This is a genomic window from Thermohalobacter berrensis, from assembly GCF_003609645.1.
GTDB classification, from domain to species: Bacteria; Bacillota; Clostridia; order Tissierellales; family Thermohalobacteraceae; genus Thermohalobacter; species Thermohalobacter berrensis.
The window spans coordinates 50,142-65,017 of the sequence record NZ_MCIB01000034.1; the positions used below are offsets into that span (position 1 = coordinate 50,142).

12 protein-coding genes and 1 pseudogene are annotated in these 14,876 nt (G+C 28.7%); 9 read left to right on the forward strand and 4 right to left on the reverse strand.

Features of this window, described 5'->3' with window-relative positions; all coding sequences use genetic code 11:
- The first annotated feature begins 150 nt into the window (after positions 1–150).
- The 9 genes from BET03_RS10275 to BET03_RS10315 all read left to right on the forward strand — a co-directional run bounded on the left by BET03_RS10275 (position 151) and on the right by BET03_RS10315 (position 13,015).
- Entirely contained in the window at positions 151–2,517 is a 2,367-nt protein-coding gene (locus BET03_RS10275; RefSeq protein WP_120169999.1) for a hypothetical protein, read from the forward strand.
- Positions 2,518–3,444, forward strand: a complete 927-nt coding sequence (locus BET03_RS10280) for an ABC transporter ATP-binding protein (RefSeq protein WP_120170001.1) — start codon at positions 2,518–2,520, stop codon at positions 3,442–3,444.
- A gap of 8 nt (positions 3,445–3,452) precedes the next feature.
- Positions 3,453–4,307 carry an ABC transporter permease gene (locus tag BET03_RS10285; protein WP_183108828.1) on the forward strand — a complete coding sequence of 285 codons (855 nt, stop codon included), beginning with the start codon at positions 3,453–3,455 and terminating at the stop codon, positions 4,305–4,307.
- A 15-nt stretch (positions 4,308–4,322) separates the two neighbouring features.
- On the forward strand, positions 4,323–5,876 hold the full coding sequence (locus BET03_RS10290; RefSeq protein WP_120170005.1) for a hypothetical protein: 1,554 nt from the start codon (positions 4,323–4,325) through the stop codon (positions 5,874–5,876).
- A gap of 12 nt (positions 5,877–5,888) precedes the next feature.
- Entirely contained in the window at positions 5,889–6,899 is a 1,011-nt protein-coding gene (locus tag BET03_RS10295) for an AAA family ATPase (protein ID WP_120170007.1), read from the forward strand.
- 63 nt (positions 6,900–6,962) lie between these two features.
- Positions 6,963–7,832, forward strand: a complete 870-nt coding sequence (locus BET03_RS10300; protein ID WP_120170009.1) for a DUF58 domain-containing protein — start codon at positions 6,963–6,965, stop codon at positions 7,830–7,832.
- Between the two features lie 4 nt (positions 7,833–7,836).
- Positions 7,837–9,636, forward strand: a complete 1,800-nt coding sequence (locus tag BET03_RS10305) for a vWA domain-containing protein (protein ID WP_120170011.1) — start codon at positions 7,837–7,839, stop codon at positions 9,634–9,636.
- Positions 9,626–12,334 (forward strand): VWA domain-containing protein, encoded by a 2,709-nt coding sequence (locus BET03_RS10310; protein ID WP_120170013.1) that lies wholly within the window; start codon positions 9,626–9,628, stop codon positions 12,332–12,334. The genes BET03_RS10305 and BET03_RS10310 overlap by 11 nt, the downstream gene beginning before the upstream one ends.
- 63 nt (positions 12,335–12,397) lie before the next feature.
- Positions 12,398–13,015: a nitroreductase family protein gene (locus BET03_RS10315; RefSeq protein WP_120170015.1), complete on the forward strand. Its 618-nt coding sequence runs from the start codon at positions 12,398–12,400 to the stop codon at positions 13,013–13,015.
- 42 nt (positions 13,016–13,057) lie between these two features.
- Here BET03_RS10315 and BET03_RS10320 read toward each other — a convergent pair whose 3' ends face one another.
- The 4 genes and pseudogenes from BET03_RS10320 to BET03_RS10335 all read right to left on the reverse strand — a co-directional run bounded on the left by BET03_RS10320 (position 13,058) and on the right by BET03_RS10335 (position 14,868).
- Positions 13,058–13,243: a thioredoxin family protein gene (locus tag BET03_RS10320; RefSeq protein ID WP_120170017.1), complete on the reverse strand. Its 186-nt coding sequence runs from the start codon at positions 13,241–13,243 to the stop codon at positions 13,058–13,060.
- A 66-nt stretch (positions 13,244–13,309) separates the two neighbouring features.
- Positions 13,310–13,549, reverse strand: a complete 240-nt coding sequence (locus BET03_RS10325; RefSeq protein ID WP_120170019.1) for a thioredoxin family protein — start codon at positions 13,547–13,549, stop codon at positions 13,310–13,312.
- Between the two features lie 10 nt (positions 13,550–13,559).
- Positions 13,560–14,543 (reverse strand): annotated as a pseudogene (locus tag BET03_RS10330) (permease).
- 1 nt (position 14,544) lies between these two features.
- Positions 14,545–14,868, reverse strand: coding sequence for an ArsR/SmtB family transcription factor (locus BET03_RS10335; protein WP_120170021.1), 324 nt, complete (start codon positions 14,866–14,868; stop codon positions 14,545–14,547).
- Positions 14,869–14,876 lie beyond the last annotated feature (8 nt).

Here is a 14,876-nt window from a genome sequence, read left to right on the forward strand (position 1 = left end):
TTGAAACAAAGACAAATACTATATTTAAGGTTCCCCTAGCGGAAGCGAGCTTTGCTCGCTTTTTTTATGTTATAATTAAGTTATTATAAATGGAACAAAAAAGTAATCTATGAGTCTAATATATTAATTGATAAAGACAGGAGGATAAGTATGAGTATTTACAAAAAAGTTGCTAAAATCATTGTAATAGCATTTATATTTTTAACATTTACTAACATATTCTGTAATACATCCCATGCTATAGAAGATTTTGAAGTTAAAGTAAGCATAGGTTTTAATGGATATTATAAATTGGGAAAGGTTATTCCTTTAAAGGTAGAGGTTAAAAATAATTACAAGGATATAGATGGGAAGGTTCAGGTCTTTTTTAGAACCCCAAGGGGAAATGATAGTTTATATACTTTTTATAGTAAAAAATTAAATATATCTAAAGGAACAACAAAGGAAATAAACATGAATGTACTACTTAACGAACATTATATTTATAATCTATTAAAGGTAAGAATAATTGATAATGATGGACAGTTTCTCTGGGAAGATGAAGTTAATGTAGGTCCATTAAAGGTTATGGATACAGGAGCAATAGGTATAATTAGTGATGATTATGATAGTCTTAGATACTTTAGCAACTTATACTATAAAATCATGAATGGTGAAAAAAGGTTTTATTATATTTTAAATTTAAATAATCTTTTACCAGAAAACACATACATGCTAGAGAGTTTTGATGTTTTAGTTATAAACAACTATAACACAGAAAAATTTAGCACTAATCAGGTATTGGCAATAAAAAATTGGGTAAAAAGAGGTGGTACCCTTATAATTGGTACAGGCCCTAATTACCAACAGACTTTAAAGGGATTAGAAAGTATTCAGGATATAGATGTTTTAGAAAGGGATAAAACAAACAGATTTTTTAATTATAAAAGTGAAATTCCACTTGAGATAGCAAAACTAAAAATAGATGGGGCTAAAAAACAGAATAATGAATTAATCTATAAAAAGAAAATAGGAAAGGGAAATATTATTGTTACAGCCTTTGATTTAGGATTAAAGCCTTTTACTGAGTTTAACAGAAGAAATGAAGTAATGAATAATATTGTTAATGAAAGTATAGGCATTAAAAATCTAATAAAATACGAATCGAAAGGACCTACAAGTATATACAATACAGAATACTTAGTAGGATATGTTCCAAAGGATAGATTACCTTCATTTAAATTAGTAATTGGAATAATAAGTATTTTTATAATAATGGTTGGTCCTCTAAATTATATTATTTTAAAAAGACTAGATAAAAGGGAATTTGGTTGGGTTACTGTTCCAATAATAGTTTTAGTCTTTTCCAGTTTAATTTATTTTTGGGGAACAAGTACACAGTTTAGAGCCTCAATTGTAAATAGTGTAAATGTTATTAATGTAAAACCAGATGCAGATATAGCAGAGATAGAAAGTACTATAGGTATCATGCCATTTAAAAAGGGAGATATTGATGTAAGTCTTTCTGATGATATTTATATATCGCATGACAATAATATGTACAGATATCAGAGTGCTAATTTGCAAGATGGTGATATTATTTTAGAAAATTATCAAGGAAAAGAAAACCATTTAGTATTTAGAGAAAGTGGATTATGGGATGTAAAGACAATATCATTAAAAAAGTTTATTAATCTAAATAATGGGATTCAACAGGATATAACCTTTAGTGAAGATAGACTAATTGGTACGATTAAAAATTTAACAGATATGGATGTTGAGGATGCTGTCTTAATATATGGAGATAGCTTTGAAAAGATAGGAGATATAAAAAAGGGAGCTACTAAAAATATAAATGTGCAGCTTACAGGTACAAAGAGTCAAATTAACAAAATAAAATCATATCATTATTTGATTACTAAATTATATCCTTACAATGGAACTCAACAAGGTAATCAAGATAATAAAATAGATATAAGAACTAAAAGAAGAATATTAGAACAATATTACGAAACTAAAAGGAATGACATGGAAGATATTATGATTATTGGATGGAATACAAAGCCTTTAATAAAAGAAATAAAGGTTAATGGAGCATATGCAAATAGAAACGTAAAAAGTTTAGTAGTTATTCCTGTAGAAGTTAAATATGAAAAAGGACAAGAAGTAAAAATCCCCTATGGAATGTTAGAACCTAAAATTGTGGATGTAACTAATTTAACCTATGATGATAGAATGAAGCAATTCTTTGGCGAGGGAGAAGTTGTCCTTAGTTATAAACTAAATACAGATATAAAGCTAAATAAAATGACTATAGACTTAGGAAGTGCAAATATTACAAGAAATGAAAATGTATATGTTTACAACTATAAAACTGATAAATGGGATAAGTATGATAGTAGAATGATTGTTATAGATAGTGAAAATAAAGAGGTATATTATAACAATTCTGAAGGTACAAAGGTAACAATTGCTATAGATGGTAGAAAAGATAGAATATTAATTCCAGAGTTTTCAGTAGAAGGGGTTGTTAGATAGATGTTAAGAATAGAAAATTTAACTAAAAAATATGGAAATATCAAAGCTGTAGATAACTTATCATTTCAAGTAAAAGAAGGAGAAATATTTGGATTGGTTGGCCCTAATGGGGCAGGTAAAACAACTACTTTTAAAATGATAGCAACCCTACTTAAACCAACTTCAGGAAGAATCTATATTGATGATATTGAAGTTTCTAACAATTTAAAAGAAGTAAGAACAAAAATAGGATATATGCCAGATTTTTTTGGAGTATATGATAATCTTAAAGTGGAAGAATATCTAGAGTTTTATGGAGATATTGGAGGAGTATCTAAAAAAGAAATTAAAGATATTATTGAAGATTTGCTCCATCTTGTAAATTTAACACATAAAAAAGGGGAATATGTGGATTCACTTTCAAGGGGTATGAAACAAAGGCTATGTCTTGCAAGAAGTCTTATCCATAATCCAAAGCTATTAATATTAGATGAGCCTGCCTCTGGATTAGACCCTAGGGCAAGGATTCAGATGAAGGAGATATTAAGGGAATTAAAAAGCATGGGAAAAACAATTATAATTAGTTCACATATTTTGCCTGAGTTATCTGAGCTATGTACAAGTATTGGCATAATGGAAAAGGGTAAGTTGGTTATAAGTGGACCAGTTGATAAAATAATGAGAAAGATTAATAAAACAAATATAATAAGAATAAGGGTATTAGATTTAAAGAAAAAGGCAATAAAGTTACTTAAGGAAGAACCAAATATAGATTCAGTCTACGAAAATGATAGGTTTATTGAGATATCTTTTAACGGAGAAGAAGATCAGATGGTACAATTAATAAAGAAACTCATAAATAATGGTATTCCAGTTGTATCATTTAATCCAGTTGATGGTAATTTAGAGGAAATATTTATGAAAGTGACAAAGGGTGATGAAGAGTGATAAATCCTGTGTTAAAAAAAGAAATAAAAACCAGAATGAGAACATGGAAAACACCTGCTATGATTTCGATATATGTTTTGCTTTTATCAGTATTGGTTGTCTTTGTTTTTCTTGAGGCATATAATTTACTATCACCATATAGTATGGGGATTAGACCAAGTGATATAAAGGGACTTTATTACGTTCTTACTGTATTCCAGATGATACTAATAGTTTTTATTGTTCCAGCAACAACATCAAGTAGTATATCAGGAGAAAGGGAAAGAAGAACATTTGACTTATTAATCTGTAGTAGACTTTCAAGCTTTTCTATTGTATTTGGAAAACTTACAGCTTCTTTAGCCCAGATTCTACTGTTACTAATAGTGTCTTTACCAATTTTAAGCATTTTATATTTATTTGGTGGCGTTTCCCCGGGAAATATTTTAATCCTTTTTAGTTTTTATATTATTAATGCATTTTACTTTGGCAGTATTGGGCTTTTTACATCAGCTTATTTTAGAAAAACTACCACATCAACTATAGTAAGTTATTTAATAACTCTTTTCTTAACAGCTGGTACCTTTGTATTATTTGTATTTTCAATGGAATTATTACGAAATACAGGCAACAATGATATAACATTTTTTCAAAGATTTTTACTTTATTTAAATCCATTATCAGGCCTATCTTCTATTTTAACAGAACAGGTAGGGGAAATTTTTATTCCTTCCCAATGGCTTAAGAAAGATACTTGGGATACTTTAGTTCCATTATATATAAATCTAGGTTTAGATATTGTTATTTCAAGCATACTTTTATTTTTAGTATCAATAAAAATAAATCCAATGGGGAGCTTTAAACGTAAGTCTAAAGCTAAATAAAAGGGTGAAATATTAATGTTAGAAAAAAATTTATTTAAATATTTAAAACCCATACGATTTAGGATATATCTAAAAAGGTTGATACATTATCTTTCTTATGCAACAACTTTATGGTCTATAATGTCGTTAATCCTTATGATAATATCTAGGTTTATACCTATTACCTTTTTATTTGAAAAGATAATGTTATTAGCTTTGATGTTTTTATTTTTAGGGATATTATATTCTTTTTATAAAAGACCATCCTATAGGGAAGTTGCCCTTATAGTGGATAGTATGGGGCTTAAGGAAAGGGTAGTAACAGCACTAGAATTAAGCAAAGATAATTCAGTGATTGCAAAGCTTCAAAAGGAGGATGCAATAGAATACTTGAAAAAAATTAATTATAAAGAAGGTATTTCTATAAAACCACCCGTTACAATAGTCCTTTTATCCTTCGTTTTAATTCTTACTGGGGTTTTAGTGTCTTTTATTCCTACAAAATCATATATAACAGCCCAGGAGATTGAAGAAAACTTAGAAGAAATAGAAGATAAGAAAAAAGAGATTGAAAAGGTTGAAAAATTGATAGAAAAAGATAATTTGTTAACCAAAGAGGAAAAGGAAGAGATAAAAAGGGCTTTAGAAAGGTTAAGGAAAAAAATAGATAATCAAAAAGAATTTAAAGATATAACCAAAGAAGCTATAAAGACCAATAAAAAAATTAATGAAATAGCCAAAGAGATTCAAGACAAAAAAATAAAAAAGCTGGCTAAAGAATTAGGAAGTGAAGAATTTACTAGAAATTTATCTAAACACTTAAATAATAAAGATTATAAGGGCTTGATGGAAGAAATAGCAAAAATGGAAGAACAACTAAAAAGAATGGATAAAGAAGAAATAAAAGAATTGTCGAAAAAATTAAAAGAGCTGTCAAGTAGAATCGAAAATCCAAAGGTTTCTAATGTATTAAATAATATTGCTTCAACAATAAGTGGTAATATGTCAGATAGTACACTAATAAGTCAGAATATGAATAATTTAGGTGAAACACTTAGTAATATTATGAATGGAGAAAATATATCAGTGGGATTAAATAAAGCTATTAGCGTAACAGAAGGACTAAAGAATACTACTTCTGAAGCTGTGGCATTAGGAAACAGTAATAGTAATCAATCATCTAGTGGTAATCAGAATAGTTCAACAGGGGGAAATAATGGGCAAGGTGAAGGTACAGGGAATGGTACAAGTAATGGTTCAAACTATGGAAATAGTGGATCTACAGGACAGGGTGGTAATGGTGCAAGTATACCATCAGAAAAAACGGTAGAGAATTATGAGAAAGTATTTGCTCCTAGTAATCTAGGGGTTGAAGGGAAAGAAAGTGGACTAAAGGGTACCTTAAATAAATCAGGTAGTGAAGATATTATTAAAGTAAAAAAAATGGGTGATATTACAGGTGAATCTGTTCCATATAATGAAGTTATAAATACTTATAAAAAACAGGCTTATGAGGAAATAGATAGTAAGGTAATACCTGAAAGTATGAAGGAAATAGTGAAAAAATATTTTGCAGAAATAGCCTATTAATAAGAAATAATGATGCTATTTAACCTAAAAAATCGGAGGGCTAATATGAGTAATTTAGAATTACAGATTGAAAAAACTATTGAAAAAATAAAAAAGATTAGAGATGAGATAGGTAAGGGAATTATTGGTCAAAAAGAAATAATAGATAAAACTATAATTGCAATATTATCTGGAGGAAATGTACTTTTAGAAGGTGTTCCAGGACTAGGTAAAACTCAATTAGTAAAAACAATAGGACAAGTTTTAGATTTGGAATTTTCGAGAATACAGTTTACTCCAGATTTAATGCCAGCAGATATAGTCGGAACGAATATTATTACAAATGAAAAAGGAAAAAGTACATTTAGCTTTCAAAGGGGACCAATATTTAGTAATATAGTCCTTGCAGATGAAATAAATAGGGCAACACCAAAAACACAAAGTGCAATGCTTGAAGCGATGCAAGAAAAAAGTGTAACTGTAGGAAATAAAACATATAAGTTAGAAGAACCCTATTTTGTTATTGCTACACAAAACCCAATAGAAATGGAAGGAACCTATCCTTTACCAGAGGCACAAATGGATAGATTTTTGTTTAAATTAGATATAAAATTTCCAAGTAAAGATGAATTAACAGAAATAGTAAATTTAACAACAGGGAAAGAAAAAGATAGAATTGAAAAGGTTACTGATAGAAAAGAGATAATTGAAATGATTAACCTAGCAAAGGAAATACCAATAGCAAAACCTGTTATGGATTATGCAATGAAACTTATATTGTTTACACATCCTGAAAATGAAGGTAGTCCAGAAATTACTAAAAAATATGTAAGGTTTGGGTCTAGTCCTAGGGGTGCACAAGCAATTGTCAAAGCCTCAAGGGTTAAAGCATTAATGGAGGGCAGACTTAATGTAGCCTTTGAAGATATTAACTATGTGGTATATCCTGCACTATGCCACAGAATTATTCTAAACTTTGAGGCAGTTTCAGAGGGAATAACTAGTAAAGATATAATAAGTGAAATAATTAATGAAATTAATTAATGAGGCAGGAGATGGGTTTCTGTCTCATTTTTTGATACAAACTATAAAAAAGGATTGGTAATAATGGCAAATTCCAAAATTAATATTTCTCTATTAAAAAAATTAGAAACCTTAAAGTTAAATTCTAACTTTATATTAAATAAGGGATATAGTGGAAGTAGAAAATCTAAGGCCAAAGGGTCATCAATAGAGTTTTCAGATTATAGGGAATATGTTCCAGGAGATGATTTTAGGAAAATAGATTGGAATGCCTATGGAAGATTTCAAAAGCTTTTTGTAAAACTTTTTATGGAAGAAAGGGAAGCCTCAATTAATATATTTTTAGATACTTCAAAATCAATGGCCTTTGGTTCTCCAAAGAAATCATATATTGCTCTAAATTTATCTATGGTTTTTGCCTATTTAAGCCTAGCTAATCTTGATAGGATTAATTTATATACTATTAACAATGGCAAACTTGATAATACAGGATATTTGAAAGGAAAAAATATGACATCTAGAGTAATAAACTTTTTAGAAAAAGTTAAATTTGAAAGTAGAGAGGACATGTTAAACCTTATTCCTGAAAATCAGTATAAACAGGGAATATCGATTATTATATCTGATTTATTTAGTGATAATTTTGAAGAAGTAATAAAGTATTTATCTTATTTGAAACAAAATATTATAGTTTTACAAATCTTAAGTAAGGAAGAACTTAATCCAACAATTAGGGGGGACGTTAAACTAATAGATAGCGAAACAGAAAATGAGATTGATATTTCAGGTAGCAATTCTATTTTAAAGGCATATGAAAAAAACCTTAATAAATTTTTAAACAATATAAATGAAATATGTAAAAAGTATGGTTGTTATTATACATTTTTATCCAATGAAACACCTTTAGAAAAAATTATTTTTGATAGCCTTATTAAGGCTGGTATTTTGAGGTGATACAATGAATTTCTATTCTCCAATATCCTTTCTATTTTTACTTGGAATAATTCCTATAATTTTAATGTATTTACTAAAAAAGAAGCATGAAAGGATTGAAATATCTAGTACCTATCTTTGGAAAAAAGCAATAAAAGATATGGAAGCCAATACTCCTTGGCAAAAACTAAAAAAGAATTTACTTCTTTTATTACAGATTTTAATATTTACCTTAATAGTGTTAGCCCTTACAGAACCTTATATCATATCAGAAAGTATGAATGTTGAAAACTTAATTATAGTGCTAGATAAATCTACCAGTATGCAGAGTACAGATATTAAAGAAAGTAGATTTAATATGGCAAAAGAAGAAATAGAAAAAATTGTTGACAATCTAAGAAAAGAGTCTTATGTAACCTTAATAACTATGGGAAATAAACCGGAAATATTATTAAATAAGGGTAATGATAAAGGATTAATTAGAAAAAAACTAAGAAACATACAGGTAGGCAATAGCAGTGATAATATAGAAGATACTTTATCATTAATTAGAGCAATGACAAAAGGGATGAAAAATTATAGAGTAATTTTTTATACAGATAAAGGTATAGAAGAAGAGCTAAAGAATATAACAGTAAAAAATATAAAAAAAGATAAAAGCCAAAATATAGCTATTGAAAAATTAACACATGCTGTAGATAATGGAAAAATGAGTGTATTAATTACTGTAACAAATTATTCAAACTTAGAAAAGACTGGAGACTTAACCCTCTATGTAGATAATGAAATATATGATGTGAAGGAAGTAACTATCAAAGGAAAAAATAGTAGAAATATATATTTTGATGTACCTTCCAATTCTGGGTTATTAGAGGCAGAAATAGATATAAATGATGATTTAAAAATTGATAATAAGAGATATCATGTTATTAAAAATACATTATATAAAAAAGTTTTACTTACTACTAAGGGAAATCTATTTTTAGAGAAGGCTATATCATTAAATAATAATGTTGAACTTTATAAGTCAAATAAAATCTTAGAAGATATAAGAGGTTATGATTTATATGTTTATGATGGAATGATACCTGATAAATTACCTTTGGATGGAAATATTGTAATATTTGACCCACCTAAAAATAATGGAATAATCAATGTAAAGGGTAAGGTAATGGAAGGTGAATTAAAAATAAAGGAAGATGAATTGTTTAATTATGTAGATATGGATTTTGCTTCAAGGGGAATGAAAGTGTTTGAAACACCTAAGTGGGGAGTTCCAATTCTGTTATTAAATGATTATCCAGTTATGGTAAAAGGAATGAAAGACAAACAAAAGTTTATTATAGCAGGGTTTGATTTACATGAAACAGATTTTCCACTTAAGACTGATTTTCCGATTTTTATTAGTAATATATTAGATTACACATTAAATATAAAGGGGCAAGAAAACATAAAAATATTTTCTGGAGAAGAGATAAATATTGAAATTTTACCTAAAACTGAGATAGCTTATGTTATTACCCCTAGTGGATTAAAGAAAAAAATAGCTCCGCCATTTCCAGTAGCACCTTATACTGATACAAATGAAACAGGTATATACAAAATAATCCAGGAGTCTGCTAGTGGAGATATTATAAGTTATTTCGCTACAAATATAAATACCAAACAGGAATCTAATATTAACTTTGAATATACTTTAAAAGGTACTACAACTGAGTTAGGTGATAATAAAGGTGAAGTCTATAGCAGTTTACAAAGTTTATTTATTTGGTTAGCACTTATTTTTCTGGCATTAGAGTGGGTGGTGTATAATCGTGGATATTAGTTTGAAAAATCCATTTTTACTATTTTTGATTCCGTTAAGTACAATATTTATTTTTTATACATCAAATAACTTAAATAGAATGTCTAAAGCAAAAAAGAGAGCTATATTAGGAATTAGAACTCTTATTTTCATACTACTGATCCTATCAATAAGTGGTTTGACATTAAAATCATATGTAGATACAGTTACAACAATATTTGCAGTTGATTTATCGGAAAGTACTACAAAAAATCATAATGATTTTATAAATTTTATAAATGATTCTTTAGAATACACAACTAAAAAGGACAGAGTAGGGATAGTTACCTTTGGTGAAGAGGGGGAAGTGGAAAATACTTTAACAGATAGATTAGATTTAACGGAATTTCAGACTAATCCAGGTAATAATTTTACTAATATAGAAGATGGACTAAGGCTTTCAAGATTGTTAATTCCTAATGGAACAAAAAAGAGAATAGTTTTATTTACAGATGGAGAGGAGAATATAGGAAATAGCATTAAAGAGGGAAGCCTAATAAAATATAATGATATTGACTTTAAGATCTATAGAGTGGATAGTGAATTGAAAAGTGAAGTTCAAATTAAAAAAATTGAGGTTCCAGACAAATTATATGAAAATCAGAAATTTGATATAAATGTTCACATATGGAGTAATGTCAAAACAAGGGGAAAGCTTACCCTTTATTCAGATAGAGTAAAAATTGGTGAAGAAGAAGTTGTTATTGAAAAAGGAGAAAATAGGTTTGTTTTTAAGGATAAAGCAACTAGTAGTGGGTTAAAATCATATAGAGCATTAATAACTCCAGAGGATGATACAAAAACTGTAAACAATTCATACTCTACCTTTTCCGAAGTTAAAGGTAGACCTAGAATACTTTTAGTGGATGATACAAGTAATGGTGGTAGGGAAATAAATAAAATATTAAAACAATCCAATATAGGTGTAGATTATATAAAGGCAAGGGAAGCTCCACATTCATTAAGTGAATTATTGAAATATAAATCTATTGTTATGTGTGATGTATCCTTAGAAAATCTAAATAACGATTTTATTAATGCCTTAAAGATTTATGTTAGAGACTATGGAAGAGGTCTTTTTGTAACAGGAGGAGAAAACAGCTATGCTTTAGGGGGATATTATAAAACTCCTTTGGAAGAAATCCTTCCAGTTAATATGGAAATGAAAATAGATGGAAAAGTTCCTAATTTAGCTTTAATGTTAATTATAGATAAATCAGGTAGTATGGGTTCAGAACAATATGGAGTAAGTAAAATTGAATTAGCTAAAGAAGCTGCTATTAAAGCATTAGATTCACTAAAAATAAAAGATAAAATAGGTGTTATCGCCTTTGATGATAGCACAGAGAGGGTAGTAAAATTAAGAAATACTGATGATAGAGAAAAAATAAAAGAACTTATTGGGACCTTAAGGGCAGAGGGAGGAACAAGTATAATACCAGCCCTAGAAGAAGCATATAACTCTTTAAAGGATGCAGATACTAAGCTTAAGCATATTATATTGCTTACAGATGGACAAGCTGAAAAGCATGGATATGAAAAACTTATAAATGATATGAAAAAAGTAGGGATAACTATATCAACTGTAGCAGTAGGACAGGGTGCAGATACTTACCTTTTAGAAGATTTAGCTAACAAGGGAAAGGGAAGATATTATTATGTAGATGAGGCTTCAAATATACCAAAAATATTTACAAAGGAAGCTTTTTTAGCATCAAAGGCATATATAAACAATAGAACATTTACACCTTTAATTGGACAGTATCATGAAGTATTAGATGTTTTTAGCAAGGGATTGTTAAACCTAGACGGATATATAGGTACATCTCCTAAAGGGAGGGCAGAGGTCATTTTATGGAGTGATAAAGAGGATCCTATCCTTGCTATATGGCAATATGGATTAGGAAAATCTGCTGCATGGATGTCAGATATGAATGGAAAGTGGACAATGGAATATCTTAATTCTAATGAAGGTATAGAGTTTTTTAAGAGAATAGTAGAATGGACCTTTTCTAATCTAGAGAATAACAAGGGGTTATCAATAACCTCTAATTTAGAAGGAAATAAAGTTAAAATTTCAGCTAAAGATAGAAATAATTTTAATCAGGAATATGAAACTAAGGCTTTAATTATAACTCCAAATCTTGAAAAAAGACAGATAAATTTGGACTTATCTAAACCAGGAGAATATTATGGTGAAATAACTATTGATAAAAAGGGAGTATATTTAATAAAAGTTAATCAATCTAAAGAAGGTAAGAGAGTAAAAACTGCAAATCATGCTATAGCTGTAAATTATTCAAAGGAATATGATTATAGTACTTCAAGGAACATATTAAAACAACTTTCAGTTACCTCAGGTGGTAAGTTTATTACAGATCCTAAGGAGGTTTTTAAGGGTAACTTAAAGGAAGTGTACGGTATAAAGGATTTATCAAGGGCTTTTCTAATTATAGTTTTAGTACTATTTATTTTAGATATTGCAATAAGGAGACTAAATATTAGCATTAGATTTAATCCCTTAGACAATAGGAAAAAAGATGAGTCAAAGAAAACTAAGAATATAAGTAAGAAAAAAGTAGAAAGTAAAAAGGAATTAAATAAAACTGAGGGTCAAAGGGAAAAACAAAAACTAGACACCTCTAGGCTTATAAAGGCTAAAAATAAGAGGAAAAGATAGTTTATCTGTTATTTTACTGGGTAAAAGATGAGTAAATAGTATTATAAAAGAGGTGTAAATTATATGAAAGATTTAAAAGAGATATTTGAAAGCAGAAGATCAGTTAACTATTTTGACCCAAATAAACAAATAGACAATAAAGTATTAAAGGAAATTATTGAATTATCAACATTAGCTCCTTCATGCTTTAATCTTCAACCATGGGAGGTCTTAGTAATAAAGTCTGAAGAATGGAAGAAAAAACTATATAATGAGGCTTGTAAACAGGATAAGGTATTAGAGGCTCCGGTAGTATTAGCTATTATAGGAAATACAAGGGGCTTCCTTAGAGAAAATCCTATTTGGGATGAAAAAATAGACAAAGGAGCTACTGAAGAAGAAATACAAGGATATATAAATTATTCTAAAACAAAGCTTTTTCCATCTGAAGAGAAGAAAGTTGCTTTTGCAGCAAGAAATAGTTCTCTGCTTGCCATGTCAATAATGTATGCAGCAAAATACTATGGATTAGATACCCATCCAATGATAGGATTTGATGAAGATAAAGTAAAGGAAGTTTTTTCAATTGATGAGGATAAAATAGTTACAATGCTTATAGCCTTAGGGTATCATGATGAGAGTAAAGAGTTAAAGCCGAGGGGAAAAAGATTGGGATATAATGATATAGTAAAAGAGTTTTAAACTCATATCAAAAAGGATAATGGGATATCCCATTATCCTTTTTTAAATAACTTCTTTTAATTTTTCAATAACCTCATCAAGGGAAGGAATTCTGCCTTCAAATAATATTTTGTCATTAACTACTAAAGCAGGAGTTTGTTTTACCCTCATTTTTGCAATAGTAGGAACATCGCCAATAATTTCAAAATCTTCATCAGAACCTAATCTGTTTAAGGCCTCATCAACGATGGGCGCTAGTTTACTTCCTCCTCAGCAAACCATTTCTAGAATTTTAATATCCATTTTAATACCTCCTTATAGGTTTTTATTAATTAATTCTTTAACTTCTTTTTTAGATGGAACCCTTCCAGAAACTTGAACTTTTTCGTTTATTACTATACCAGGTGTTTTCATAATACCATAACTTGCTATATCTTTAAATTCTGTCACTTTTTCAATTTTAGCATCAATTCCTAATTCCTCTACTATCTCATTAGCCATATCATAAAGTTTTTGACAGTTTTTACAGCCGGGTCCTAGGATTTTAATATTCATAATATCCCTCCTATAAAATTATATTAAATAAATATCCTACTAAAATTATTGACACTCCAGTTATTGATACAAAGATACCAATCAATTTTGGTTTTATAACCTTTTTTAATAATATCATTTCAGGTAAAGATAGAGCAACTACTGACATCATAAAAGCTAAAGCTGTACCAACACCAACTCCCTTTCCTATAAGTGCCTCTACTACAGGGATTGTTCCAACAGCATTTGAATAAAGAGGTATTCCTAGTATTACAGCTACGAAAACTGCAAAGGGATTGTTTGGTCCTGCATATCTTACTAGATAATCTGAAGGTGCATAACCATGTATTGCTGCTCCAATACCAATACCTATAATTATATATATCCAAACCCTTTTAACAATATCCTTTACGGCATTTAATGCAAAATTTGTCCTTTCCTTTATATCCATTTCTTCTACTTCACTTTTTCCCATGTGTATTTGATATACATATTCTTCTACTAGGTGTTCTAGTTTAAGCTTTTGAATAAGTATACCTGCTACAATACCTATTATCATTCCTGCTAAAGTATATAATATAGCTATTTTTGCTCCAAAAGTTATAAATAAAAACCCTAAGGCAATCTCATTAACTATAGGTGATGTAACTAGAAATGTAAAGGTTACTCCAAGTGGAATCCCCGATTCCACAAATCCGATAAAAATCGGAACTGTACTACAGCTTCAGAATGGAGAAAGAACTCCTAAGACGGAAGCGGCTACATGGGCCCATACACCACCAAACTTTGCTAGAACTTTTTTAACCTTCTCTGGTGGAAAAAAACTTCTTATAAAAGAAATAACAAAAATCATAAAACTTAAAATAAATATTATCTTTAATGTATCATATATAAAAAAGTTTACAGCTTCATTAAAGGCATTTCCAACCCTTAAATTTGACCCCAACTTACTAAAAAGCCAGTTTATGAAATTTACTATATAAGGTGAAAGTATATCTGCAATATGCTTAAACAATTTAGTCGCCCTCCTTCTCTAATAGATCTTGAGTTTCATTAAGTTGTCTAATTAATATTTCTTTTACCTTATTAACTATATTAAATACATCTTTATCTTTTACCCTATACATTATGTTAGCACCTTCTCTTCTACTTACTAGAATCCCTTGGTCCTTTAAAACCCTTAAGTGTTGAGAAACATTTGATTGTTCTAATTCTAAAGCTTCAAAAATCTTACATACACATAATTCTTCATCCTTAAGTATATCTAATATTTTTAATCTTGTAGGATGTGAAAGGGCTTTTAAATAAGAAGCTGATAATTTAAATATTATATCATTCATATAGCTCA